The organism is Paraburkholderia atlantica (genome assembly GCF_009362785.1).
In the GTDB taxonomy this organism is placed as follows: Bacteria; Pseudomonadota; Gammaproteobacteria; order Burkholderiales; family Burkholderiaceae; genus Paraburkholderia; species Paraburkholderia atlantica.
In genome coordinates, this window is record NZ_WHNQ01000014.1 from 17,542 (window position 1) to 43,200 (window position 25,659).

Below are 25,659 nucleotides of genomic sequence, written 5' to 3' on the forward strand. Positions count from 1 at the left end.
GTTACGGCGCAAAGGCGAGACGATAGCTTAAGCCTTCTATTTCGCCAAATAACGCCGATTCGTGCAAAAAACCCAGGGTTTGCGTGGATGCGATTCGCGTCTCAAAATTTGTATGATGACCACATAACATGACCAGTTAGCGGCACCCGATTCCATCGATCCAATCGATCCACCATGTTCGACAAGATTCCCTCGCGCGCTTTGAGTGACACCGTCGCGCAGCAACTGCTGAAGCAGATCGACAAGGGCACCTTCGCGCGCGGCGCCAAGCTGCCGACCGAGGCCGTGCTCGCGCAACAGTTCGGCGTGAGCCGCACCGTGATTCGCGAGGCGCTGTCGCGGCTAAAGAACGAGGGGGTGGTCGAGCCGCGCCAGGGCAGTGGCGTGTTCGTCGCTGGGCACGGCACGATCCGCCCGCTGCGGATCGACTACGCGGAAGCCGTCGAGCCGGGCTCGGTCGTGCAGATCCTCGCGCTGCGCCGCGCGATCGAGGCGGAGGTCGCGTCCGAAGCCGCGATGCGTCGCAGCGATGCCGACATGGCCGCGATCGACGCCGCGCTCGCTCAGATCGAGCGCGCGGTCGCCAATGGCGAAGACGGCGTCGCCGAAGACGTCGCGTTTCATCGCGCGATCGCGGCGGCGACGGGCAATCCGTATTTCCTGAAGACGCTGACGTTCCTCAATCAGTACCTCGAAGCGGGCACGGTCGTCACGCGCCGCAACGAGGCGCTGCGCGAGGACTTCTCGCGGCAGGTGCGCGAGGAGCACGCGGCAATCGCCGCGGCGATTCGCGCCGGCGATCCGATGGCGGCGCGCAATGCCGCGCAGACGCATCTGTACAACGCGGCGCGGCGGCTTGCCGAGGCGGGCATCGCCTGACGCGCAGCAGGCGCGCGGTGATTCCGCCGCGCGCGAACGCACCAATGCAGCACCAATCCATAGAGGTCACGCATGTCGAGAAATGTCGGTGTCATCGGTTTGGGGGCCATGGGGCTCGGCGTCGCGCGCTCGCTGTTGCGAGCAGGCTTCAAGGTGCACGCGTGCGACTTGCGGCGCGACGTGCTGCAGGCGTTCGTCGCTGAAGGCGGTGTCGGCTGTGCGACGCCCGCTGAGCTCGGCGCGCAGTGCGAGGTCGTGATCACGCTGGTCGTCAATGCCGCGCAAACCGAGGCCGTGCTGTTCGGTGAGCACGGCGCGCTCGCGGCGATGAAGCCGGGCGGCGTCGTGATAGCGAGTGCCACGGTCGCGCCGGAGTTCGCAAGCGATCTCGGCAGGCGCGTCGAGGCGGCTGGTCTGCAGATGCTCGATGCGCCGGTATCGGGCGGCGCGGCGCGCGCGGCCTCGGGCGAGATGACGATGATGACGTCCGGTCCCGCAGCCGCCTACGCCGCATGCGAAGACGTGCTCGCCGCGATCGCCGGCAACGTGTATCGGCTCGGCGCCGCGCATGGCGCGGGCTCGAAGGTGAAGATCATCAACCAGTTGCTGGCCGGCGTGCATATCGCGGTGGCCGCCGAGGCAATGGCGCTCGGCCTGCGCGAAGGCGTCGACCCTGACGCGCTGTACGACGTGATCACGCACAGCGCGGGCAATTCATGGATGTTCGAGAACCGCGTGCCGCATATTCTCGCGGGCGATTACACGCCGCTGTCTGCGGTCGATATTTTCGTGAAGGACTTGGGCCTCGTGCTCGATACCGCGCGTCGCACGAAGTTTCCGCTGCCGCTGTCGGCGGCCGCGCATCAGATGTTCATGATGGCGTCGACGGCGGGCCACGGCGGTGAGGACGACTCGGCTGTCGTGAAGATTTTCCCCGGCATCGAATTGCCGGCGAAGCAATAAAGCGAGGGCGTGCTCATGACGGCTCAAACGAAACCCGCACTGCTCGGCTGCATCGCCGACGATTTCACCGGCGCCACCGATCTCGCCAACATGCTGGTGCGCGGCGGCATGCGCACGGTGCAGACGATCGGCGTGCCCACCTCCAACGAAGCGCCGGGCGCCGATGCGCTCGACGCCGACGCACTCGTCGTCGCGCTGAAGTCGCGCACGATCCCCGCCGCCGACGCGGTCGCGCAATCGCTGGCCGCACTCGCCTGGCTGCGCGCGCAAGGCTGCCGGCAATTCTTCTTCAAGTACTGCTCGACCTTCGATTCGACCGATGCGGGCAACATCGGCCCGGTAACCGATGCGTTGCTGAACGCGCTGTCCGCCGAGTTCGCTGAGCGCGCGTCGTTCACGATCGCGTGTCCCGCGTTTCCCGAGAACGGCCGCACGATTTTCCGCGGCCACCTGTTCGTCGGCGATGCGTTGCTCGACGAGTCGGGCATGGAGAACCATCCGCTGACGCCGATGCGCGACGCGAACCTCGTGCGCGTGCTACAGCGGCAAACACAATCGAAGGTCAGGCTCGTGCGTTACGACCAGGTTGCGCAAGGCGACGCGGCCGTGCGCGCCGCATTCGAAGCGCTGCGCGCCGACGGCGTGCGCATCGCGATTGCCGATGCGGTGTCCGACGCCGATCTGCACACACTCGGCGCGGCCTGCGCGGACCTCGCGCTGATCACCGGCGGCTCCGGTGTCGCGCTCGGCTTGCCGGCCAACTTCCGGCGCGCGGGTCTGCTCGGCGAGCAAACTCATGCCGCGCAATTGCCGCGCGTAGAAGGTTTGTCGGCGGTGCTCGCGGGCAGTGCGTCGAAGGCGACCAACGCGCAGGTCGCCGCCTGGTGCGCGACGCGGCCCGCGTTCCGCATCGATCCGCTCGCGGCGGCGCGCGGCGAGGACGTCGTCGCCGAAGCGCTCGAGTTTGCGCAACAGCGCTTCGTGCATGCGGAGCCGGTGCTGATCTACGCGACTGCATCGCCCGACGAAGTGCAGGCGGTGCAGCGCGAACTCGGCGTCAACGAGGCCGGGCATCTGGTCGAGAAGACGTTGGCATCGATTGCGCGCGGCCTGCGCGAGCTAGGCGTGCGCAAGTTCGTCGTCGCGGGCGGGGAGACCTCGGGCGCGGTCGTGCAGGCGCTCGACGTGCATATGCTGCGCATCGGCGCGCAGATCGATCCGGGCGTGCCGGCCACGGTGACGACCGAAGCCGAACCGCTCGCACTCGCGCTGAAATCCGGCAATTTCGGCACCACGGACTTTTTCGACAAGGCGCTGCGCCATCTCGACGGAGCCGCGCAATGAGCGGCGCACCGGCACTCCACAGCTCCGCCGAAGCGCGCGTGCGCGAGGAAATCTGCGCGGTCGGCGCGAGTCTGTATCAGCGCGGCTATACGGTCGGCAGCGCCGGCAACATCAGCGCGCGGCTCGACGATGGCTGGCTGATCACACCGACCGACGCCTGTCTCGGCCGCCTCGATCCGGCCGATATCGCGAAGGTCGACGCAAACGGCCACGCGATGTCGGGCGGCAAGCCGTCGAAAACGCTCGCGCTGCATCGCGCTATCTACGCGCGCAACGGCGAGGCGCGCGGCATCGTCCATACCCATTCGACGCATCTGGTCGCATTGACGCTCGCGGGCGTATGGAGCGAAGCCGACGTGTTGCCGCCGATCACGCCGTACTACGTGATGAAAGTGGGCCACGTACCGCTGATTCGCTATCAACGTCCCGGCGATCCGCAAGTGGCCGCGCAGATCGCACAGCTGGCCGATCGCGTGCGCGCGGTGCTGCTCGAACGTCTGGGGCCGGTGGTGTGGGAGCGCTCCGTCGCGCACGCATCGTATGCGCTCGAAGAACTCGAGGAGACCGCGCGCCTGTGGCTGATGACGAATCCGCGGCCCGCGCCGCTCGACGCGGCCGCGCTCGAAGAACTCCGTGCCGCGTTCGGCGCGCGCTGGTAGCAGCGCGCATTGCTGATCAACGCTACGCATCGTATCGCACTGTCTTAAAGGAGCTGTCGCCATGCCTCGCTTCGCCGCCAATCTGTCGATGATGTACAACGAGCACGCGTTCCTCGACCGCTTCGCCGCCGCCTCGCGCGACGGTTTCAACGCGGTGGAATTCCTGTTTCCCTACGAGTTCCGCGCCGGCGAGCTGAAGTCGCGGCTCGACGCGCACGGTTTGACTCAGGCGCTGTTCAATGCGCCACCGGGCGACTGGAGCGGCGGCGAGCGCGGTCTTGCGTCGCTGCCGGGGCGCGAGGACGAGTTCCGCCGCAGCATCGATACGGCACTCGAGTACGCGCGCGTGCTCGGCAATCGCAAGCTGCATGTGATGGCGGGGTTGATCGCCGGCGATCGAGCGGGCGAAACGCAGCGCAAAACGCAACGCGACGTGTATCTGAACAACCTCGCCTATGCCGCACGAGCCGCACAGGCCGAACAGATCACGGTCGTCATCGAACCGATCAATACGCGCGACATGCCCGGCTATTTCCTCAATCGACAGGACGACGCGCAAGCGATCTGCGCCGAAGTCGGCGCGCCGAATCTGAAGGTGCAGTTCGATTGCTATCACTGCCAGATCGTCGAGGGCGATCTCGCGATGAAGCTCAAGCGCGATATGGCCGGCATTGGTCACATCCAGGTTGCGGGCGTACCCGAACGGCATGAGCCGGACATCGGCGAGCTGAACTATCCGTACCTGTTCGATCTGATCGATGCGCTCGGCTACGACGGCTACATCGGCTGCGAATACCGGCCGCGCGCGGGTACCTCGGCAGGACTTGGATGGCTGAAGCCTTATCTCGATGCGCCGCGCTGACTCTTTCCGACAACCATTGACGGACACGTAACCATGAAAGTACTGATCACCGGCGGCGCCGGTTTTCTCGGCCAGCGTCTCGCGCGCGAACTGCTCTCACGCGGCGTGCTGAAGGATGCGCACGGCGCACCGCAAACGATCACCGGGCTGGTGCTGCTCGACGTCGTGCGCGCCCACGATTTCGGCGATGCGCGCGTGCGCACCGAAGTCGGCGATATCGCGGAACGCAGCGTGCTCGAACGCGTGATCGACGATCAAACCTCGGCGATCTTTCATCTCGCTGCGATCGTCAGCGGCCAGGCCGAGGCGGACTTCGATCTCGGCATGCGCATCAATCTCGATGCGTCGCGGCTGCTGCTCGAAGTCTGCCGACAGCGCGGGCATCAACCGCGCGTCGTGTTCACCAGTTCGGTCGCGGTGTACGGTGGCGATCTGCCCGCGGTCGTGCAGGACGACACCGCGCTGAATCCGCAGTCGTCGTATGGCGCGCAGAAGGCGATCGCGGAACTGCTGCTCAACGATTATTCGCGGCGCGGTTTCGTCGACGGCCGCGTGCTGCGGCTGCCGACCATCAGCGTGCGGCCGGGGCGGCCGAATGCGGCGGCGTCGTCGTTTGCGAGCGGCATCATCCGCGAGCCGCTCAATGGCGAGGAGGCTGTGTGTCCGGTCGCCGGCTCGACGCGGCTGTGGCTGCTGTCGCCGCGCAAGGCGATCGACAGTCTGATCGCCGGTCTCGAACTCGATGGCGCCGCGCTCGACAAGCAGCGCGCGGTGAATCTGCCGGGCCTGTCGGTCAGCGTCGACGAAATGATCGCGGCACTGCGCGAGGTCGCGGGCGAAAAGGTCGCGGGCCGCATCGTGCAGCAGCCGGACGAGCGCATCGAGAAGATCGTCGGCAGTTGGCCCGGCGCGTGGGATACGTCGCGCGCCGAACGGCTCGGGCTCGCCGCCGAGCGCAGTTTCGCGGACGTGATCCGCGGTTACATCGCCGATGAAGGCATCGAAGTTCGCTGAAGATCACCCCCTCCGCGTATTCCCTGGTGTCGCCTGGCACGGCTGCGGCCGTGCTTGACACGCTTTGACGCCCACGCCTATTATCGAGCCTGTTTTGTTCGATATATGACCTTGTGTTCGTATATAGAACATAAGGGCGGGCAAGGAAGGCGCAACAGCCGTAACGGTCGTCACTCCCAAGCCCATCGTTCACGATCCTGCGCTAAGCTGCCTTGACGTATCGGCCGCCACGCCGCTGCCGTTTTGCAGCTTCCCGCGCGCGGCCATTGCCCCCGGCCGATGCCTCGGCGCATCGAACCGGCGTCACCGGTGCAAGGCCAGCCGCGACGCGGCGCAGCGCACGCAGCATCTCAACTGGAGACATCCCATGACCGAAGCATTCCTGTGCGATGCGATTCGCACCCCCATTGGCCGCTATGCGGGTTCGCTGTCGTCGGTGCGTGCCGACGACCTGGGCGCAGTGCCGCTCAAGGCGCTGATGGAGCGCAACAAGAACGTCGACTGGAGCGCGATCGACGACGTGATCTACGGCTGCGCGAACCAGGCCGGTGAAGACAACCGCAACGTCGCGCGCATGTCGCTGCTGCTCGCGGGCTTGCCGAAGGACGTGCCGGGCTCGACGGTCAATCGTCTGTGCGGCTCGGGCATGGATGCGGTCGGCATCGCCGCGCGCGCGATCAAGTCGGGCGAAGCCGCGCTGATGATCGCCGGCGGCGTCGAAAGCATGAGCCGTGCGCCGTTCGTGATGCCCAAGGCGACCAGCGCGTTCACGCGTCAGAACGAGGTCTACGACACGACGATCGGCTGGCGTTTCGTGAACCCGCTGATGAAGAAGCTGTACGGCGTCGACTCGATGCCGGAAACCGGCGAAAACGTCGCGACCGACTACAACATCAGCCGCGCCGATCAGGACGCGTTCGCGCTGCGCAGCCAGCAGAAGGCCGCGCGCGCGCAACGCGACGGCACGCTTGCGCAGGAAATCGTCGGCGTGACGATCGCGCAGAAGAAGGGTGATCCGATCACGGTCACGCAGGACGAACATCCGCGCGAAACGAGCCTCGAAGCGCTCGCGAAGCTGAAGGGCGTCGTGCGTCCGGACGGCACGGTGACGGCCGGCAATGCATCGGGCGTGAACGACGGCGCGGCCGCGTTGCTGCTCGCCAACGAAGAAACCGCGAAGCGCTTCGGCCTGACGCCGCGCGCCCGCGTGCTCGGCGTGGCGACGGCAGGCGTCGAGCCGCGCGTGATGGGTATCGGCCCGGCACCGGCCACGCAGAAACTGCTCGCGCGTCTGGGCATGACGATCGACCAGTTCGACGTGATCGAGCTGAACGAAGCGTTCGCCTCCCAAGGTATCGCCGTGCTGCGCGCGCTCGGCGTCGCCGACGACGATCCCCGCGTGAACCCGAACGGCGGCGCGATCGCGCTCGGCCACCCGCTCGGCATGAGCGGCGCGCGTCTGGTGACCACCGCGACGTATCAACTGCAACGCACGCAGGGCCGCTTCGCGCTGTGCACGATGTGTATCGGCGTCGGCCAGGGCATCGCGATTGCGATCGAGCGCGTGTGATGTGTAAGCGGGTTTAGCGCGAGGTTCGGTTCTCGCGCTGCGCGGGTCTCCGCGCAAGCTGGATAGTAAAAGGCAGAAGGGCCGGCGTGTCATCGAGACACGCCGGCCCTTTGTTTTGCTTGCGCCGTGTTGCGCCGGGCGAAACCGTTATGACGCCGCTTCGACGGTCAGATGCATGACCTCATGCACCGGCGCGAGCCGCGCGCGGATCGTATCGGCCGTGACGCCGCCATGCGTGCGCACGCTGACGATCGCCGCTCGCGCCTCCGGGCCGATCTGCCAGACGTGCAGGTCGGCGATCTCGGCGTCGCCGTGCGAATCGAGGATTTCGCGGATTTCGCCGGCAACGTGCTCATCGGTTTTGTCCAGCAGCACGCCGGCCGTGTCGCGCATCAGCGTCCATGCCCAGCGCGCGATGACGATCGATCCGACGATTCCCATCAGCGGGTCCAGCCAGACCCACCCGAGATAGCGGCCGGCCAGCAGGGCCACGATCGCCAGCACCGAGGTTAGCGCATCGGCGAGCACGTGAACGTAGGCGGAACGCAGGTTGTTGTCGGACCCGTGCGCATGGCCGTGATGGTGGTGATGATGGTCGTGATCGTGAGGCCCATGGTGCGCATGGCCGCCCGATAGCAGCAACGCGCTGACGATGTTCACGACCAGTCCGATCGCCGCAATCACCGCGGCCTGTCCGAACGCGACACCGGTGGGATGAACGAGCCGGACCGCCGATTCGATACCGATGCCAAGCGACACCAGCGCGAGAATCAACGCCGAAGCGAAGCCGGCAAGCTCGCCCACTTTTCCCGTCCCGAAACTGAAAGCGCGGTTGGCCGAGTTGCGTCTCGCGAACGCGTACGCGAGCGCCGCGATGCCGAGTGCGCCGGCGTGCGTCGCCATGTGGAAGCCATCGGCGAGCAGCGCCATCGAGCCGGTCATGTAACCGGCGGCGATCTCGCCGATCATCATGACAACGGTAAGCGCGACGACGGAGTGGGTCCGGCGGGCGTTTTCGTCGTGCGAGCTGCCGAGAAAAGAGTGCTCGTGCTTGCGGATCAGATTGTCAGTCATACGAAACCTACTTCGAATATCGGCGGATCGCTCCGACCAATGCGTCCACTCCCTTCTTGCGCTGGCTGGCCGTCAGGTCCGGATGCGCGACATGCTCGCGCGCGTGCGCCTCGACGATTTCGTCGAGCAGGCCGTTCATTGCGCCGCGGGTCGCGGCCACCAGATGCAGGACCTTTTCGCAATCGGCGTCCGACTCCAGCGAACGCTCGATAGCCTGAACCTGGCCCGCGATGCGGCGAACGCGCTTCAATAAGTCATCCTTGTGTGTGCTCAGATGTGACATAGCTATACCCCCTAGGGGTATGGATGATAGCACGGTACCGAGATCGCGTTTTCGGTGGCTGACGGCGGCCATGCCGATGCAACATCGGCAAATCGTTCGCGCCATACTGTCTGTAGACGCCGAGTTCATAACGCCGGGCACGAATGCTGCGTAGCACGAAGCGATCGCGCGCGACGCGCATTACCGACCGTCGAGCCATCTTGATACCTTGTACGAGGAGAACGCGGATGAAAACAGCGACGAAAGCCACAGCATTGGTCATCGCGGCGGCGGCGGCCTCGCTGGCATGCGCGCAGGACGACATGGCGAGCACCGCCCAGGCGGTGCTCAGCGCGGCGCAGCCGGTGCATATGACGGCGCAGATCGTGGGCATCGATGCGGGCAACCGCTCGCTGACGCTGAAGGGATCGGGCGGCAACGTCGCGATCGTGCTCGTCAGTCAGCAGGTCGCTGGCTTCGATCAACTGAAGATCGGCGATCGCGTCGACGTGCTCTACAAGAATGCGCTGCTCACGAAGGCGGAAAAGGTCAGCGGCGCGGGCAAGGGGATTCGCGAGCGGGCCGACAAGCAGAGCTATGCGCCGGCGTCGGGCGGTTACGAATCGGCGCGACAGACCGAGGTGCTGGCGACCGTGCTGAAGATCGATCACAAACAGCGCCTCGTGACGCTGCGCGGCGCCTATCAGACACAGACGTTTCAGGCGGCGCCCGACGTCGACCTGAGCGACGTGAAGGTCGGCGATACCTTGCATGCGGTGTTCGTGTCGGCCGCTGCGGTGCAGGTGACGCCAGTGGGCCGGTGAGCGGCTGAGATCGCGGCCGGTTCCAGCGGCACAGAATGTTTCGCAAACTATGTCGAGATATGTCGCGGCTCCCGCCGAATGCCTGCAAAGCCTTGCCTGGCGGGCCGGCGTCGCGGTGAAACAGCGCGACATATCTTCCCTGATGATTTCCATGGAGTGTCCTTCTATAGTCCGTTCGTCGCCACACGGCAGTGACGCAAGTGGCCCGAATCCAGCAAGGACATATCGTGAAAAATCGTTCACTCGCAGGTTCCGACAAGGTCTGCGCCAGCATGGCGCGAGGCGCGCTGCGCAAGGCGGTGTTGGGCGCGGCCGCCGCCGTCTTCGCGCTCGGCAGCGCATCGGCGTTCGCCTGGTCGGGTCATGGCACCGCGTACACGTCGCGCGGCGTCTATAACGGCGCGCACTACGGCTCCTGCGGCGGCGGTAGCTGTTCGCATGCGGGCAGCGTGGCTGGCCCCTATGGCGGCTTCGCGAGCAACACCGGCACGGTCACGCGCACGGCGCCCGGCCAGTTCTCGAACTCGGGTACCGCGACGGGCCGCTACGGCAACACCGTGCAGCACTCGGGCGACACCAGTTGCGCGGGCGGTACCTGCTCGCATACCGGCACGATGACCGGCCCCGACGGCAAAACGGCGACGACGTCCGGCGACGTGACGCGCACCGCGCCCGGCCAGTATTCGTCGTCGGGCTCGGTCACCGGGTCGAACGGTAATACGGTCAATCATTCGGCGTCGACCAGTTGCGCGGGTTCGACCTGCGCGCGCTCGGGCACGGTGACGGGTCCGGACAACAACAGCGTCTATCACTCGGGCACCGCGACGCGCGTCGCGCCCGGCGTCGTGACGACGTCGACGAGCGTGACCGGCACGCAGGGCCACACGGTGACGTCGAGCGGTACGGTGGTCACAGGCGGTGTGGTGGTCGCGGGCGGGACCACGACGACCGGTACGACCGTGGTCGTCGCGCCGAAGCCGGTGGTGGTCGCGCCGCCGCCTCCTCCGCCGCCGGTGGTCGTTCCGCCGCCGGTCGTGTACGTGCCGCCGAAGCCCGTCGTGGTGACGCCGCCGCCGGCCTATGTTCCGCCGCCTCCGGTGGTGTACGTGCCTCCGCCCGCCGTCTACGTGGCGCCGCGTCCCGTGTATGTCGCGCCGCGGGCTGCCGTCTGGGTGCCGGGCCATTGGGTCGGGCGCGTGTGGGTGCCGGCGCATTGGGTCTGACGATGGGCGCGGCGATGCGAATCAGAACGTGCGGGGAGTCGTGGCGCTCACATCGCGCCGCGCGGTGCGACGCGATGTGCGAAATGGCAGATTCAGCACCTGTGGAGGAGACGGAGTGCCATTCGCGAGCCGAACGGTCCGCGTGGCGCGCGCTCCGCAAAACGGCCGCACTCGCGACGATCGTCGTGGCGACCTTGCTGGAGATCCACGCAGTCATCGACGCCAGCAACCCCAACGATGACCGTCGCTCGATTCCCACTACCAGCGCGTCTAGAGACTGTTCCGCGCGCTACGCCGCGATGCTCGATCTGGCCGAACTCGCGCGGCGTGACGGCAAATCGTCCGAGGTGGTCGTGCGTGGATTGAGCGAAAAGAACGGCGCGATGAGCGAGTGCCTGCCCGCAGGCCGGGTCAGGCCTGCATCGCAATTACGTTGAATGCGGCCGCGTCAGATCGCATTCCAGAAAAATCGCGCCGGGATCGGATTGAACACGTACCGCCTCGATCTGCTCGGGGAAGCGCGCAGTATGCAGATGGATCATGCGATGGGTCGGGTTATTGAACGTGCAGCGGAAACCGGATCTCGAACGTGGTCCCCACGCCCTCGCGCGACGCAAACTCGATCTGCCCATCGAGCACGCGGCATAGCTCGCGGACGATCGCGAGCCCGAGCCCAGTGCCGGGGGTTTCCTCGCCGGCCGCGCGCTCGAACTCGTCGAACACGCGCTCCGCGTCGGCGGGCGCAATGCCGACACCGGTGTCTGACACGCGAATCGTCCAGTGTTCGGCGCCATGCATCGCGAACCGGAATTCGACTTGCCCTGTCTTCGTGTACTTGATCGCATTGGTCAATAGATTGACCGCGATCTGCTTGAGCTTCAGCCGGTTCGACGTGACAACCGGCAGCGCCGCATCGAACGCGCTGTGCAACGCCAGTCCCTTCGCGTCGATCGACGGCTGCGTGGATGCGACGAGTTCGTCGAAGAGTTCGCGCAAATCGACGTCTTCGAGCACGAGTGTCGCCGAGTCGCCGAGCACGACCGAGTACTCCACCATCTGGTCGACCAGCTGCTTCATGTCGGCGGCCTGACGGTTCGCGAGTGTCAGCGCGGCTTCGGCTTGTGACGGCGCTCGCTCGATCAGTTGCAGCGCCACCGAGAACGCGTTGAGGAAATTGCGCAGATCGTGCACGACGCAGCGCGTGATGTGCATGCGCGAATCATACAGATCGCCGACCAGCCGCTGCTTGCGCGTCAATTCGTAATTCGCGCGTTCGAGCCGGCTCGTGTATTCATCGATCTTGCGATCGCGCTCGCCGACCACTTCCCTGATCGACGCATACGTGACCACGCTGAACGCTTCGGCGATCAGACGCCGCGCGCGGCTCTCGTGACGGCGCGTGCACGTCCGGTCGCGTTCGACGAATTCTTCGAGCGCTTCGACGAGCACCTGCTCAAAGAGGTCGAGTTCGCGCACCAGCTCTTCGATCCGGTAGCCCTGCTGCCAACGGATATTGCCGTGCTTCTTCGCGTCGCGCTCGATCGATGGTTCGGCGCGTTCGAGATCTTCGGCATCGAGCGCCCCGCACAGCTGGTCGAGGATTTCCGGCAGATGGTCGGCCAGCTGTTGATAGGTGAGCTTGTCCGCTTCGACGAGATCGGCGTCGTTGGCGACGGCGTGCATCCATTGCCGCGTCAGACGGCCGCGTTCCGCACGGATGAAGTTGGCCAAATTGCGCAGCGGGCTCACGCGTCGGTCGGTCATGATGGATACCGGAGTGGAGTTTCTACAACATACAAACACGCGAACGGTTCCGAACGCCTCGATTTGGCGCGGGCACCGCGGGCCTGTTTTCGCCGGCAATCGGCCAGGCATCCGATGCGCGCCGGCAACCCGCGTCATTATCCGCGCAATTGCCGCCTGTGGAACACCTCTTGCGAGACTCTGATCAGACAAGAAGCAAGTTTCGTCAGCAAACCATGATGTATTCGATATTGCTGGTGGACGACGAACCGGAAATTCTAGCCGCATGGCGGCTGATTCTGGAAAGCGAAGGGTATGAGGTGAGTTGCGCGAGCAACGGCGCCGAAGCGCTCGCTTGTGTCGTCGCTCACGTTCCCGACCTGATTGTTACGGACTGGATGATGCCGATCATGGACGGCGCGGAGTTGTGCCGCCGTTTGAAATCGATGCCGCTATCGGTCGACGTGCCGATTCTGGTCCACACCGCGGTGCCGCCCCCGGACAGCGATGCGCAGTACTGCAGCGCATGTTTGCTGAAGCCGATCGGCGCGGATCTGTTTCTGACCACGATCGCGCAACTCTGCGCGCCACGGTGCTGATACGGCACGATCACCGTCGTGTGATCGAGTCAACTGCGTGTTGAGTCGGCCTTCAGGAAATCGACGAACGCGCGCAGCGGGGCGGGCACATGGCGATGGCCGGGATAGTACAGAAAAGGCCCTGAAAACCGCTGCCACCACGGTTCGAGAATCGCTTCGAGCGCGCCGTTGTCAAGATGCGGGCGCAGCATGTCTTCGAACAGGTGAATGACGCCGAGACCAGCGACCGCGCCGCTGACCGCGAGGTCGATCGCGGCGCCCGGCCGCACCAGCAGCGGTCCGGTCGGATTCAATTGCAGCAGTTCGCCATCGCGCTCGAAGTACCAGGTCGGCATCGCACCGCTCGCGAACTGGCCGCGCAGGCAGGCATGCGCGAGCAGTTCGCTGGGATGCTGCGGACGGCCGTGCGCGTCGAGATACTCGGGCGACGCGGCGGTCGCGAAGCGCTGCACGCGTGCGCCGATCGGCACCGCGATCATGTCCTGTTCGAGGCGTTCGTCGTAGCGAATACCCGCATCGCAACCGATCGACAGCACATCGACGAAACCATCCTCGACCACCACTTCGACGCGAATATCCGGGTACTGCTTCAGAAAGCGCGCGAGCACGTCGGGCAGCACGATGCGCGCGACGCTCGACGGCACGTTGAGCTTCAGCGTGCCGGTCGGCTTGTCGCGAAAGCCGTTCAGCACGTCGAGCGCCGCTTCCATTTCGCCGAACAGCGGCGTCAGCTTCTCAATCAGACGCAGCCCGGCTTCGGTCGGCGCGACGCTGCGCGTGGTGCGGTTCAACAGGCGCAGCCCGAGTTTCGTTTCCAGGCGCCGCACCGCGACGCTCAGACTCGACGCCGACACACCGCTCACACGCGCCGCGTCGCGAAAGCCGCCGGCGCGGGAGACCGAAACGAAGGCGGCCAGATCATTCAGTTCCATGACGATTGATTGTGCAGAATTTTGAACAACCCGTACACGTTAGACCGGTTTATTCAACAACGCAATTCCGGCGATACTGCCGCTCATCACTTCACAAGGAGATCGTGATGCCGAACTTCAGCTCCATCGACACTTTCGTGCTCGCCGGCCGCGCGGTGCGGCGCATGGGCTATGGCGCGATGCAGCTGGCCGGCCCCGGCGTGTTCGGGCCGCCGAAAGACCGCGACGCGGCGCTCGCGGTGCTGCGCGAGGCGGTCGCGTCGGGCGTCGACCACATCGATACCAGCGATTTTTACGGGCCGCACGTGACCAATCAGGTGATCCGCGAGGCGCTGCACCCGTATCCGCGCGATCTGACGATCGTCACGAAAGTCGGCGCGGTGCGCGACAGCGCTGGTGGCTGGCTACCGGCGCAGGAGCCCGCCGATCTCGAGCGCGCGGTGCACGACAATCTGCGCAACCTCGGGCTCGACGCACTCGACGTGGTCAACCTTCGCGTGATGGGCAACGTGCACGCGCCGAGCGAGGGCTCGATCGAAAAGCAGGTCACGGCGCTCGCCGAGCTGCAGCAGCGCGGGCTCGTGCGTCATGTCGGCCTGAGCAACGTGACGGCCGCGCAGATTGCCGAAGCGCAGCGCATCACGAAGGTCGTGTGTGTGCAGAACCACTACAACCTCGTGCATCGCGACGACGATGCGTTGATCGATGCGCTCGCGGAGCAGGGCATTGCCTACGTGCCGTTTTTTCCGCTGGGCGGCTTCACGCCGATTCAATCGTCGGAGCTGTCGGAGCTTGCGCGCACGCTCGAGGCCACACCGATGCAGGTCGCGCTCGCCTGGCTGTTGCATCGGGCGCCTAACATTCTGCTGATTCCTGGCACGTCTTCGGTGGCTCATCTGCGCGAAAACCTGCAGTCGGCGCAGTTGAAGCTCAGCGACGAGGTGCTCGATCAACTGGATGCGATCGGTGCTGAAAAGGGCTGATTACACCGACGCCGCAATAAACTCCCGCAACCATTGATGCGCGGGATCGCGATGCACGCGCTCGTGCCATAGCATCGCCATCTCGTAGCCCGGCACCTCGACCGGCGGCTCGACCATCCGCAATGTGTCCGAGCCGCGCACGAGACGCGCGGGCAGCATCCCCACGAGATCCGTGCTCGCGAGCACCGACTGCATGAACAGAAAGTGCGGCACCGACAGCACGACCTTGCGCGCCAGCCCCGCCTTTGCGAGCGTCTCGTCGGTGACGCCGAAAAAGCCGCCGCCATCGGGCGACACGATCACGTGTTCGAGCTTGCAGAACTGCGCGAGGGTGGGCCGGCGCTTGAGCTTCGGATGACCCGCGCGGCCGACCAGCACGTAGCGCTCGGCAAACAGCACGCGACGGCGCAAGCCTTCGGGCGCGCCTTCGCTCGTATGAAAGCCGATATCGATATCGCCCTGTTCGGCCTGGCGAGCGAGCCGCGGCGGCACCGCCTCGACGATCGCCAGGCGCGTGCCGGGCGCCACCGCGCGCAAGCCCGCGAGCATCGGCAGGATGATCGTCGACTCCGCGTAGTCCGTTGCGGCGATGCGCCAGGTTTGCGTCGCCGCGGCCGGATCGAACGGGCTGGTTGGCGCAACGGCGCGCTGTAGTGCGTCGAGCGCTTCGCGCAATGGCTCGCGCAGTTCTTGCGCTTTCGCGGTGGGCCGCATGCCACGCGGTCCCGGCAATAGCAGCGGATCGCCGAATACGTCGCGCAGTTTCGCCAGATGCACGCTGACCGACGGCTGCGAGAAGTTCAGCCGTTCGGCAGCGCGGGTCACGTTGTGCTCCTCGAGCAGCACATCGAGCGTGACGAGCAGGTTCAGGTCGAGTCTTCTGAGATTAACCACGGCAATACCTGACATATTGGGAATTCATTTCCAATATACCGCGGCGATGCCTATCGTGACTGTTTTCAGCCACCAAGGTCCCATCATGAACGTTCTTATCATCTATGCGCATCCCGAACCGAAATCGTTGAACGGTTCGCTGAAGGACTTCGCTGTCCGCCATCTGGAACGCGCCGGCCATACGGTGCAGGTGTCCGATCTGTACGCGATGAACTGGAAAGCGTCGCTCGATGCACACGACACCAGCGAGCGTCATAGCGCCGAGCGCTTCTTCGCGTCGCTCGAATCGAAGCATGCGTTCGAAAACGGCTTGCAGAGCGAGGACATCGCGCGCGAGCAGGACAAGCTGAAGTGGGCCGATGCGGTGATCCTGCAGTTTCCGCTCTGGTGGTTCTCGATGCCGGCGATCATGAAGGGCTGGGTGGAGCGCGTCTATGCGTACGGTCTCGCGTATGGCGTCGGCGAGCATTCCGATGCGCGCTGGGGCGAGCGCTACGGCGAGGGCCGTTTCGCGGGCAAGCGCGCGATGCTGGTCGTCACGACGGGCGGCTGGGAGTCGCACTACAGCGCGCGCGGCATCAACGGTCCGATCGACGACGTGCTGTTCCCGATCCAGCACGGCGTGCTGTATTACCCCGGCTTCGAGGTATTGCCGCCGTTCGTCGTCTACCGCACGAGCCGCGTCGACGACGCGAAGTATGCTGAAGTCAGCGCGGCGCTCGGGCGACGGCTCGACACGCTGTGGACGACCGCGCCGATCGCGTTCCGGCCGCAGAATGGAGGTGCGTATGAAATTCCAGCGCTCACATTGCGGGACGATCTGGCGCCGGGGCAGATTGGATTTGCCGTGCACGTCGAAGAAGCGGGCGTAGAGGCCGCAACGCAAGCGGACGAAGCAGCTGAAGCCTGACTGGATCGTATGTTTCGCTGAAATATGGTTGTAAGTCGCCATTGCTAGAGTCGTCGACGGACGTAGGCCGAGGCATGCCGGGACGGTTTTATTCCGGATGCCTGATAAAGGTAAGCAGCCGGAAGCTAGCGGAAACAAGCGGAAGGGCGACCCACCATGAATCCAGTTCGTACGTTCTGGCTCATCTTGATGCTGATCGCATCGCCCGCGTGGGCGTTCCAGTCGCGCGTCGTCACGATCCCGAGCGCGGCGATGCATCGTACGTTCGACGCGACCGTCGTGCTGCCCGATCAGTACGCGCGCGGCAACCAGGCCGCGCGCTTTCCGGTCGTCTATGTGTTGCACGGCTCAGGCGGCGATTACACGGACTGGACCGCGAATTCGCATATCGGCAAGCTCGCCGATCGCTATCAGATGATCCTCGTGATGCCGGACGGCGGCCGCGATAGCTGGTACATCGATAGTCCCGTCGATCCGCGCAGCCGCTATGAAACCTATGTGGGCACCGAAGTGGTGGGCTATATCGACGGCCATTTCCGCACGATCGCGACGAGGCAGGCGCGCGCGATCACGGGCTTGAGCATGGGCGGATTCGGCGCGCTACGCATTGCGCTCGACATGCCCGACGCGTTCGGCGCGGCCGGCAGCATCAGCGGCGCGGTGGACCCGCGCAGCAGCGAGGACGAGCCCGGCATCGAGCGGGTGTTCGGCGACCCGTCCCAACATGCGGACTTCTGGGATAGCCAGGCGATCGTCGCCAACGCGGAGGACTTCGGCCGCGACCATATCGCGCTGACGATCGATTGCGGCGTGAACGACTCGCTCGTGCAGTCGAACCGTCTGCTGCACGAGCGGCTCGTCGAACTCGGCGTACCGCACGATTATGCCGAACGGCCCGGCGGCCATACATGGAAGTACTGGTCGAACGCGGTCAAATATCAGGTGCTGTTCTTTGCCGGCACATTCAGGCAGGCGGCGCGCGAAATGCGTGACGCGCGCGCCGCGGCCTGAGGGGCGGACACCGCTGTCCGCGTCAATCGATGCCGTGAAACACCGCGTCGTCCGGGCCGAGGTAGACGGGCGGGCGCCACGTGGCATCGCGCATCGAATGCTGGACCTGTTTGTCGACGCCGAGCAGTACCGCGAAAATCGCCATCCGCACCGGAATGCCGTTGTCGGTCTGGCGGAAAATCGCGAGCCGTGAATCGTGATTGAGGTCGGTGCTCAGATCGTTCGCGCCGGGGCGGCTGTCGCGCGGCAGCGGGTGCATGATCAGCGTGTCGGCGCCGCACATGCTATCGACGAGCGCCTGGTTGATCTGGAAGTCGGGCGTGTAGCCTTCGAACGACTCGTCGGTGAAGCGCTCCTTCTGGATGCGCGTCGCATACACGACGTCGGCGCCGCGCAGACCGGTGCGCAGGTCGTGCGTCTGTTCGATCACGTGACCGTTGCGTGAAATCTGCTCGATGATATAGCCCGGCATTTCGAGCATCGGCGGCGAAATCAGCGTGAACTTGATGCCGCGATAGAGCGCCAGCAGCTTCACGAGCGAATGCACGGTACGTCCGTACTTGAGATCGCCGACCAGAGCGATATGCGCGCCGTCGACGATCTTGCCCAGGCGCGAGAACTCACGCTGGATCGTGTACAGATCGAGCAGCGCCTGGCTCGGATGCTCGCCGGGACCGTCGCCGCCGTTGATCACCGGCACGTTGGTCGCGCGCGCGAATTCGGCCACCGAGCCTTGCTCCGGGTGGCGGATCACCAGCGCGTCGACATAGCCGCTCATCACGCGGCTCGTGTCGTAGATCGATTCGCCCTTCGCCATCGACGAAAACGTGAAGCCGGTCGTGTCGCACACCGAGCCGCCGAGCCGGCAGAACGCCGCGCCGAAGCTCACGCGGGTGCGCGTGCTCGCCTCGAAGAACAGATTGCCGAGCACCGCGCCTTCGAGCACGCGCGAGATTTTGCGGCGCCGGGCGATCGGCTGCATGATGTCGGCGACGCGAAAGAGCGCCTCGACCGAGTCGCGCGAAAACTGATCGACCGACAGCAACTGCGGCTTGCCCTCGAACAGCATCTGACTTGCAAGCGATTGCGAGTCTACGCTTTGCGTATATCCTTCGCCCGGCTCCGCGTTCGCGACGATCTCCGACACGAAACGCTCGACGATTTCCGGCATCGCCCGCGATTCCTGCGAGTCGTCCGGCAGCAGCCATGTATCCAGCGCCCGGCGCGACACGCCGATGCGGTTAGCGAACGTATCGCGCGTCATGTTCAGGCGACGCATCGCATCGCGTAGGAAGGCTTGTTGCGGAACGCTCATGAGGGCACCTGTCGCAAGTGTGGGGGTCGGCGGGAGTAAGACAGCAAAACGCGTTGATGTACGCGGTGCGTATATTAGTTTCCGGCGCGTAGATGTCAAGCGTTTTCCTGCGCGAGTTGCTTCGTGAGGCGCCGAAGGCCCCGCGGCGCGGGTTTCGCGGTTACACTGCGGTGCATGCACTCCGGCCCTATGTTCCCGCTCCGTTCGTCGACCTTCGCCCGCGCCGCTCTGGCGAGCGCGGCGGTCGCACGCGCGAACGGTGTTTCGCGTAACGTCGGCGCCAAAGCCAAAAAACAGCCGCTCATCTGACCGGAGCGCGCAGTTCCGTCGTCAGATGTGCGACGGAACGACCGGTCGACCGCCCGCCTGCGGCCTTCTCCTGTGTTCTCCCTCGCACCGCTGACCCGCATTCGATACGGTCGTCATCGAGGTAGAAAACATGTCTGATCTCTCGGGTATCTGGATTCCGCTGATCACGCCGTTCGCCGACGGCGCCGTCGATCACGCCGCGTTGCGCGCGCTGGTGCGCCGCTATGCGGACGCCGGCGTGGCCGGGCTCGTCGCGCTCGGCACGGCCGGCGAGCCCGCCACACTCGACGCCGCCGAACAGGACGCCGTGCTCGCGACGATTCTCGACGCCGCACAGGCCCACGCCAACGCCGCGAACGCCACCGACGCGCAGCGACGCCCGCTGCCGGTGCTGGTCGGCGTCTCGGGCAATCACACCGCGAGCATGCGCGCACGGATCGAGCAGCTGAATCCGTTGCCGATTGCCGGCGTGCTGATCGCCGCGCCGTATTACACGCGGCCCGCGCAGGACGGCATCGTCGCGCACTTCAGCGCGCTAGCCGACGCGAGCGCGCATCCGGTCGTGCTTTACGACATTCCGCAGCGCACCGGGGTGCGGCTGGAACTCGACACGCTGCTGACGCTCGCCGCGCATCCGCGAATCCAGGCGATCAAGGATTGCGCCGGTTCGCTCGACACGACGCTCGCGCTGATTCGCGACGGCCGTCTGCAGGTGCTCGCCGGCAACGACATCGAGGTCTTCTCGACGGTGTGCGCGGGTGGCAGTGGGGCGATCGCGGCGTCCGCGCATTGGCGGCCCGAGCGTTTCGTCGCGCTGTACCAAGCGTTGACGGAGGGCCGGCTCGACGAAGGACGGCGCATTTTTCACGCGCTCCTGCCGCAGATCCGGCTCGCTTTCGCGGAACCGAATCCCGCGCCGGTGAAGGCGCTGCTCGCGGCGACGGGGTGGGTGCGCAACGAATTGCGATTGCCGATGACGCGCGCGAGCGAGGCGTTGACCGAACGGCTCGCGGCGTTGGGAGAGACGCCGCTTAGATAGACACTCCGCTCGCGGCGATCATTCTGCTGCGGAGCATGGCGCCGAAGTCTTCGGCGCTGACCGGCTTGCCGAGCAGATAGCCCTGCATTTCGTCGCACATCATCGAGCGCAGCTTGTCGAGCTGCGACTGGGTCTCGACGCCCTCGGCGACCACGTCCATTTCGAGCGAGTGCGCGAGCGCGATGATCGCCGACACGATCGCGCTGCCCGCCGCGCCGTTCGCGTCGAGACCATGGGTGAAGAAGCGGTCGATCTTCAGCTGCTTCACCTGAAAGCGCTGCAGATACGCGAGGCTCGAATAGCCGGTGCCGAAGTCGTCGATCGAGATGTCGAAGCCGCTCGCCTGAAACGCGCGGATCACGTCGACGGTGCGCGCGGCGTCCTGCATCGCGACGCTCTCGGTGATCTCGAACATGATCTGCTCGCACGCGACGCCCTCGGTCCTGACGATTTCGAGGATCGTCTCGACGAGGTCCGGCTGCAGCAATTGACGCGGCGACAGATTGATCGCCACCTTCATCGCCGGCAGGCCCTGTTCGATCCAGCCGCGAATGCGCCGGCAGGTTTCGCGCACGACCCAGTAACCGATCTGCACGATCTGCCCTGAGCGCTCGGCGACCGGGATGAATTCGGCCGGCGTCAGTGCGCCCAGCTCTGGATCGTGAAGGCGGATCAGCGCCTCGGCGCCTGCGAGTGCGTCGCCGCCGCGCTGAAACTTGGGTTGGAACACCAGCGAAAAGCGCTCATTCGCGAACGCGTCGTGCAGCACTTGCTGGATCTGCAGCGTGCGCGTGGCGGCCTCGTTCATGCTGCGCTCGAAGAAGCGGTAGGTGCCGCGGCCCGCGCGCTTCGCTTCGTACATTGCGGCGTCCGCGTGCTGGAGCAGCGTCTCGACGCTGTCGCCATCGCGCGGATAGAGCGCGATCCCGATGCTCGGCATTACCTGCAGCGGTTGTTCGTCGCTCCACGTGCCTTGGCGCATCCGCTCGAGCACGCCGTCGGCGAGCGCGGCGGCGTCGTCGCCGCTCGTGAGATGTTCCGCGAGCACGACGAACTCGTCGCCGCCGAGCCGCGCGACGGTGTCGCTCGAACGCACGCATTGCTGCAGGCGTTGCGCGAAGGCGGACAGCACCGCGTCGCCGGCCGAGTGACCGAGCGAATCGTTGATCGTCTTGAAGCCGTCGAGATCCATGAACAGCACCGCGAACGACGTACGCTGGCGGCGCGCGCCGCTAATCGCGCGTTCGATCCGCTCGGTCAGCGTCGCGCGGTTCGGCAGGCCCGTCAACGCGTCGAGCGTCGCGAGCCGCACGATCTGGCCGTTCAGCTTCGACACCGCGCCGAGCAGGAAAGTGGTGCGCACGTCGAAGCGCGACAGCATCAGCGTGACGATCAGCACCGCGAACGTCAGCAGGATCACCGCGGTGGCCAGCCATTGCGCGTCCATGTCGTTGGCCGCGCCGCAGATCGCACCGGGCGCGAAATCCGCGGCTGCCATGGCCGTGTAGTGCATGCCGCTGATCGCGACGCCCATCACCAGCGCCGCGGCCAGACGCTTGCGCGCGATATGACGCTCGTGTTCGTTGCTGAGCGCGCGCGCCATCCACAGCGCGGCGCTAGACGCACCGATCGCGATCGTGATCGAGGCCGCGAACCACACAGGCTGGTAGTGGATGGCGGGCGCCATGCGCAGCGCCGCCATCCCGGTGTAGTGCATGCCGGCGATACCGATTCCCATCACCACGCCGCCCGCCAGCAGCCGGGCCGGCGTCAGGCGCTGCTGGGTCGTCAGGAAGAGCGCCAGATAGGAAGCGCCGATCGCGAGGGCCAGCGAATAGGCGGTCAACCCGAGGTCATAGCCGAGCGGGATCGGCAGCGAGAACGCGAGCATCGCGACGAAGTGCATCGACCAGATGCCGACGCCGAGCGCGAGCGCGCCGCCGAGCCGCCATGCCTGCCGCCGGCGCGCCGAGGCGAGCAGGAAGATGCGACCCGTCAGATCGAGCGCGGTGTACGACGCGAGCGTCGCGACCGCGAACGAAATCGCCACGAGCCACAGGTTGTAAGAACTATGCATGTTGGGTCCGCCGCGCGAGGAATGCGGCTTGACATCTTATCGGCACTTTTCCAATTTTGTTTAACTAATTTGCGCCTGGCTAACAGGGGCCAAAACGGGCTCGCGGCAGAGGGCGGATACCGCGCTGGACGGCGTGCCGAAGTGCGGACCGCGCTAGGCGGCGGAGCGCGGATCGGACGACGGATCGGCGTCCTGACGGCTGAGTGCGAAACCCTCGTCGAGCCAGCCGGTGACACCGCCCGCCATCAGTTTGACGGGCCGCCCGAGCTGGGCGAGCCGCAGTGCGCCGCGCGCCGCGCCGTTGCAGTGCGGGCCCGCGCAGTAGGTGACGAACAGCGTGTCCGGCGCATAAGCCGCGAGCTTCGACGCGACGATCTTGCCGTGCGGCAAATTCAGCGCGCCTGGTACGTGGCCCTGCGCGAACAGCGCGGGACTGCGCACGTCGAGCAGCACGAAGCCGGGCGCGCCGCTCGCGAGCGCGGCGTGGACGTCGGCGCAATCGGTTTCGAAGCGCAGCGACGCGTGGAAGTGCGCGATCGCGTCGGCGCTGTCGGCGGCGGGGATCGCGGTGACGGCGTTCGCGGCGGTGGTGAGGTTGTCGTGAGTCATGGCAAGGAACGAGAAGTTGATCGGGTGGTCTGGTAGCCGAGTCGATTATGACGAGCGGCTTGTCACCCGGTAAGTGGCGTGATCGTCAAACTTCGGTAACATCGCGCCATGCACAATCATCTCGTCGTCGCTCTGGCCTATGACCGGCTCTGCACCTTCGAATTCGGCTGCGTGACCGAACTGTTCGCACTCGAGCGTCCCGAGCTCGGCGTGCCATGGTATCGCTTCGCGGTCTGCGCGGGCGAGCCCGGTCCGATCCGCGCGGCGGGCGGCATCACGCTGGCCGCGCCGTACACGCTGCGGCTGCTCGCGAGCGCCGACACGATCGTGATTCCGGGTTGGCGCGATGCCGACGAACTGCCGCCGGCCGCGCTGCTGCGCAGGCTTCGCGCAGCCTACGAGCGCGGCGCGCGGCTGTGCTCGATCTGCTCGGGCGTGTTCGTGCTCGCGGCGGCCGGCGTGCTCGACGGCAAGACCGTGACGACCCATTGGCGCTACGCGGACAAGTTGCAGCAGCGCTACCCGCAACTGCGCGTGCAGCCTGACGCGCTGTACGTCGATGAAGGGCAGGTGATCACGTCGGCGGGATCGGCGGCCGGGCTCGACATGCTGCTGCATCTGGTGCGACGCGATCATGGCAGCGCGGTCGCGAATCGGGTCGCGCAACGGCTCGTGGTGCCGCCGCATCGCGAGGGTGGTCAGGCGCAGTTCGTGCCGCGTCCGATGCCGCACGACGAAAGCGGACGTATCGCGAAGCTGATGGACTGGGTGCGCAGCCATGCCGCCGAGCCGCATACGCTGCACTCGCTAGCCGGGCGCGCGGCAATGAGCCCGCGCACGCTGCAACGGCAGTTCCGCGACGCGACCGGCATGGCGCCTTATGAATGGCTCGTCAGGGAGCGTGTCGCACTTGCCCGTGAGTTGCTCGAAGCGGCGACGCCGTTGCCGATGGCGCGCGTCGCCGAGCTGGCGGGGTTCGGGTCGGAGGAGTCGTTGCGGCGGCATTTTCGCCGGATCGCGTTGACGAGTCCGGGGGCGTATCGGCGCAGGTTTGGCGGGGAGGGATGAGCGCGCGCGGACCGCGGCCGCATCGCCCAGCCGACGCCGATCACGGCGCTCGTCGTGACCGCGATCAACGACGTGCTCGACACGCAGGGTTCGCTGCATCCGCACTGAACCCGCATTGAATTCGCGGCACGCGCCGAGGTCACAGCAGCAGGCATGGAGCTCTCGTCGAGCTTGCTCATTCAGGGAACCCGCTATGTCCGACGTCGCAAAGATCATCGCCAGTTTCAACGCCGGGCGCGACCCCGAACGGCTCGCGATGAAATACAAAGCCATGCGCGGCTCGCCGTTCGTGTTTCTGCGCGGCACCTGTCATCTTTTCTACCAGCGTCTGCCGCACGCGAACGTGCTCGACGACGCGCCGCACGTGTGGATCTGCGGCGACATGCATTTCGAAAATTTCGGCAGCTACAAGGGCGACAATCGCCTCGTCTACTTCGACAACAACGACTTCGACGAAGCCTGTCTCGCCCCGGCTCCGTACGAACTCGTGCGTCTGTTGACGAGCGTGCTGGTCGGCGCGGCCGACCTGAAGCTGAGCCGCGCTGAAGCGCTCGCGCTATGCCACACCGCGCTCGATGCCTACGGCGCCGCGCTCGCGTACGGCAAGTCGCGCTGGATCGAAGCGGAGACCGCGACCGGCATGGTCCGCGATCTGTTCGTCGCGCTCGCGAGCCGCACGCGCGCCGCGCATCTGGACCGGCGCACCGTGCTCAAAGGCAAGACGCGCATGCTGAAGGTCGACGGCAAGAAAGCGCTGCCGGTCAGCGATGAAAGACGCGCGGCGGTCGTGCAGTTCATGCGGCAGTTCGCTGCGACGGAGCCGAATCCCGATTTCTACCGCACGCTCGATGTCGCGCGACGCATCGCGGGCACGGGCAGCCTCGGTGTCGATCGCTACGTGATTCTGGTCGAGGGCAAGGGCTCGCCCGATGGCAACTATCTGATCGATCTGAAACAGGCGCTGTCATCGTCGGTCAGTGCGCACGTGACGGCAACGCAGCCGCAGTGGCACACCGAAGCGCAGCGTGTCGTCGAAGTGCAGCGGCGCAATCAGGCGGTCTCGCAGGCCTTTTTGCACGCGGTCGAATTCAACCAGCGCTCGTATGTGCTGCGGAGTCTGCAGCCGTCGGAAGATCGCGTCGCGCTTGCCGACTGGGACGGCAAGCTGCCGCGGCTCGCAGCGGTGATCAACAGCATGGCCGAGTTGAGCGCGTGGGCGCATCTGCGCAGCGGGGGGCGGCAGAAGTCGGCGATCGCGGATGATCTGATTGCGTTTGGCAGTCGGCGCGATTGGCAACTGCCGTTGATCGATCTGGCGACGCAGTGTGAGGCGCAGGTCGCGGCGGATTGGAAGGCTTATTGCGAAGCTTATGACCGAGGGAGTGTCGAGGCGAGCGGCGCGGGCGAGTAAACCATCTTCGTATTGCCGCCCGGCCAGAGCGTCAGCGCCGCGGACGGCGTCGCGGCGATCGGCGGCGCTCGATGACGACCGGCGA

Annotated in this window: 25 protein-coding genes; 17 read left to right on the plus strand and 8 right to left on the minus strand. The window is 65.8% G+C overall.

The window, feature by feature from the left end; all coding sequences use genetic code 11:
• The first annotated feature begins 174 nt into the window (after positions 1 to 174).
• From GCT19_RS20355 to pcaF, 7 genes are all read left to right on the plus strand, one after another.
• Positions 175 to 879 carry a FadR/GntR family transcriptional regulator gene (locus GCT19_RS20355; RefSeq protein WP_013091312.1) on the plus strand — a complete coding sequence of 235 codons (705 nt, stop codon included), beginning with the start codon at positions 175 to 177 and terminating at the stop codon, positions 877 to 879.
• Between the two features lie 72 nt (positions 880 to 951).
• Positions 952 to 1,842: an L-threonate dehydrogenase gene (gene ltnD, locus GCT19_RS20360; RefSeq protein ID WP_026228310.1), complete on the plus strand. Its 891-nt coding sequence runs from the start codon at positions 952 to 954 to the stop codon at positions 1,840 to 1,842.
• A 15-nt stretch (positions 1,843 to 1,857) separates the two neighbouring features.
• A complete protein-coding gene (otnK, locus tag GCT19_RS20365) occupies positions 1,858 to 3,186 on the plus strand; it encodes a 3-oxo-tetronate kinase (protein WP_152852938.1) in 1,329 nt (442 codons plus the stop codon).
• Positions 3,183 to 3,845, plus strand: a complete 663-nt coding sequence (gene otnC, locus GCT19_RS20370; RefSeq protein WP_018433598.1) for a 3-oxo-tetronate 4-phosphate decarboxylase — start codon at positions 3,183 to 3,185, stop codon at positions 3,843 to 3,845. Before otnK ends, otnC begins: the two co-directional genes overlap by 4 nt.
• 61 nt (positions 3,846 to 3,906) lie before the next feature.
• Entirely contained in the window at positions 3,907 to 4,707 is an 801-nt protein-coding gene (gene otnI / locus GCT19_RS20375; RefSeq protein ID WP_152852939.1) for a 2-oxo-tetronate isomerase, read from the plus strand.
• A 33-nt stretch (positions 4,708 to 4,740) separates the two neighbouring features.
• On the plus strand, positions 4,741 to 5,721 hold the full coding sequence (denD, locus tag GCT19_RS20380; protein ID WP_152852940.1) for a D-erythronate dehydrogenase: 981 nt from the start codon (positions 4,741 to 4,743) through the stop codon (positions 5,719 to 5,721).
• Positions 5,722 to 6,088: 367 nt separating this feature from the next.
• Complete coding sequence (pcaF, locus tag GCT19_RS20385; RefSeq protein ID WP_013091318.1) at positions 6,089 to 7,291, plus strand: 3-oxoadipyl-CoA thiolase; 1,203 nt, start codon at positions 6,089 to 6,091, stop codon at positions 7,289 to 7,291.
• Between the two features lie 147 nt (positions 7,292 to 7,438).
• Here pcaF and dmeF read toward each other — a convergent pair whose 3' ends face one another.
• Both dmeF and GCT19_RS20395 read right to left on the minus strand, forming a co-directional pair.
• Entirely contained in the window at positions 7,439 to 8,365 is a 927-nt protein-coding gene (gene dmeF / locus GCT19_RS20390) for a CDF family Co(II)/Ni(II) efflux transporter DmeF (protein ID WP_152852941.1), read from the minus strand.
• Positions 8,366 to 8,372: 7 nt separating this feature from the next.
• Positions 8,373 to 8,648 (minus strand): metal/formaldehyde-sensitive transcriptional repressor, encoded by a 276-nt coding sequence (locus GCT19_RS20395; RefSeq protein WP_026228309.1) that lies wholly within the window; start codon positions 8,646 to 8,648, stop codon positions 8,373 to 8,375.
• 227 nt (positions 8,649 to 8,875) lie between these two features.
• Between GCT19_RS20395 and GCT19_RS20400 the strand changes: the two genes are divergently transcribed.
• The 3 genes from GCT19_RS20400 to GCT19_RS20410 all read left to right on the plus strand — a co-directional run bounded on the left by GCT19_RS20400 (position 8,876) and on the right by GCT19_RS20410 (position 11,111).
• Positions 8,876 to 9,451, plus strand: coding sequence for a hypothetical protein (locus tag GCT19_RS20400; RefSeq protein ID WP_152852942.1), 576 nt, complete (start codon positions 8,876 to 8,878; stop codon positions 9,449 to 9,451).
• Between the two features lie 272 nt (positions 9,452 to 9,723).
• Positions 9,724 to 10,674, plus strand: a complete 951-nt coding sequence (locus tag GCT19_RS20405) for a hypothetical protein (RefSeq protein ID WP_152853027.1) — start codon at positions 9,724 to 9,726, stop codon at positions 10,672 to 10,674.
• A gap of 74 nt (positions 10,675 to 10,748) precedes the next feature.
• Positions 10,749 to 11,111 carry a hypothetical protein gene (locus GCT19_RS20410; RefSeq protein WP_227749296.1) on the plus strand — a complete coding sequence of 121 codons (363 nt, stop codon included), beginning with the start codon at positions 10,749 to 10,751 and terminating at the stop codon, positions 11,109 to 11,111.
• Positions 11,112 to 11,229: 118 nt separating this feature from the next.
• On the opposite strand, the gene GCT19_RS20415 is transcribed toward GCT19_RS20410, so the two are convergent.
• Positions 11,230 to 12,438, minus strand: a complete 1,209-nt coding sequence (locus GCT19_RS20415) for a sensor histidine kinase (protein ID WP_152852943.1) — start codon at positions 12,436 to 12,438, stop codon at positions 11,230 to 11,232.
• A 215-nt stretch (positions 12,439 to 12,653) separates the two neighbouring features.
• Between GCT19_RS20415 and GCT19_RS20420 the strand changes: the two genes are divergently transcribed.
• Entirely contained in the window at positions 12,654 to 13,016 is a 363-nt protein-coding gene (locus tag GCT19_RS20420; RefSeq protein ID WP_013091324.1) for a response regulator, read from the plus strand.
• Positions 13,017 to 13,045: 29 nt separating this feature from the next.
• Here GCT19_RS20420 and GCT19_RS20425 read toward each other — a convergent pair whose 3' ends face one another.
• Positions 13,046 to 13,948 carry a LysR family transcriptional regulator gene (locus GCT19_RS20425; RefSeq protein ID WP_152852944.1) on the minus strand — a complete coding sequence of 301 codons (903 nt, stop codon included), beginning with the start codon at positions 13,946 to 13,948 and terminating at the stop codon, positions 13,046 to 13,048.
• Positions 13,949 to 14,055: 107 nt separating this feature from the next.
• Here GCT19_RS20425 and GCT19_RS20430 point away from each other — a divergent pair, with 107 nt between their 5' ends.
• Positions 14,056 to 14,931: an aldo/keto reductase family oxidoreductase gene (locus tag GCT19_RS20430; RefSeq protein WP_152852945.1), complete on the plus strand. Its 876-nt coding sequence runs from the start codon at positions 14,056 to 14,058 to the stop codon at positions 14,929 to 14,931.
• Here the strand turns inward: GCT19_RS20430 and GCT19_RS20435 are convergent, their stop codons facing one another.
• Positions 14,932 to 15,840, minus strand: a complete 909-nt coding sequence (locus tag GCT19_RS20435; RefSeq protein ID WP_152852946.1) for a LysR family transcriptional regulator — start codon at positions 15,838 to 15,840, stop codon at positions 14,932 to 14,934.
• A 70-nt stretch (positions 15,841 to 15,910) separates the two neighbouring features.
• On the opposite strand from GCT19_RS20435, the gene GCT19_RS20440 reads away from it, so the two are divergent.
• Entirely contained in the window at positions 15,911 to 16,735 is an 825-nt protein-coding gene (locus GCT19_RS20440; protein WP_152852947.1) for an NAD(P)H-dependent oxidoreductase, read from the plus strand.
• A gap of 156 nt (positions 16,736 to 16,891) precedes the next feature.
• Complete coding sequence (locus GCT19_RS20445) at positions 16,892 to 17,746, plus strand: alpha/beta hydrolase (RefSeq protein WP_152852948.1); 855 nt, start codon at positions 16,892 to 16,894, stop codon at positions 17,744 to 17,746.
• 22 nt (positions 17,747 to 17,768) lie between these two features.
• Here the strand turns inward: GCT19_RS20445 and GCT19_RS20450 are convergent, their stop codons facing one another.
• Positions 17,769 to 19,061, minus strand: a complete 1,293-nt coding sequence (locus GCT19_RS20450) for an aspartate carbamoyltransferase (RefSeq protein WP_152852949.1) — start codon at positions 19,059 to 19,061, stop codon at positions 17,769 to 17,771.
• Between the two features lie 439 nt (positions 19,062 to 19,500).
• On the opposite strand from GCT19_RS20450, the gene dapA reads away from it, so the two are divergent.
• Positions 19,501 to 20,409: a 4-hydroxy-tetrahydrodipicolinate synthase gene (gene dapA, locus GCT19_RS20455; protein WP_152852950.1), complete on the plus strand. Its 909-nt coding sequence runs from the start codon at positions 19,501 to 19,503 to the stop codon at positions 20,407 to 20,409.
• Here the strand turns inward: dapA and GCT19_RS20460 are convergent.
• Positions 20,402 to 22,486, minus strand: coding sequence for a putative bifunctional diguanylate cyclase/phosphodiesterase (locus GCT19_RS20460; RefSeq protein ID WP_152852951.1), 2,085 nt, complete (start codon positions 22,484 to 22,486; stop codon positions 20,402 to 20,404). The two genes, dapA and GCT19_RS20460, sit on opposite strands and share 8 nt — an antisense overlap.
• Positions 22,487 to 22,639: 153 nt before the next feature.
• Positions 22,640 to 23,095 (minus strand): rhodanese-like domain-containing protein, encoded by a 456-nt coding sequence (locus GCT19_RS20465; RefSeq protein WP_152852952.1) that lies wholly within the window; start codon positions 23,093 to 23,095, stop codon positions 22,640 to 22,642.
• A 108-nt stretch (positions 23,096 to 23,203) separates the two neighbouring features.
• Between GCT19_RS20465 and ftrA the strand changes: the two genes are divergently transcribed.
• A complete protein-coding gene (ftrA, locus tag GCT19_RS20470) occupies positions 23,204 to 24,163 on the plus strand; it encodes a transcriptional regulator FtrA (protein WP_018433577.1) in 960 nt (319 codons plus the stop codon).
• Between the two features lie 193 nt (positions 24,164 to 24,356).
• Positions 24,357 to 25,574, plus strand: coding sequence for a DUF2252 domain-containing protein (locus tag GCT19_RS20475; RefSeq protein ID WP_152852953.1), 1,218 nt, complete (start codon positions 24,357 to 24,359; stop codon positions 25,572 to 25,574).
• The last annotated feature ends 85 nt before the right edge of the window (positions 25,575 to 25,659 follow it).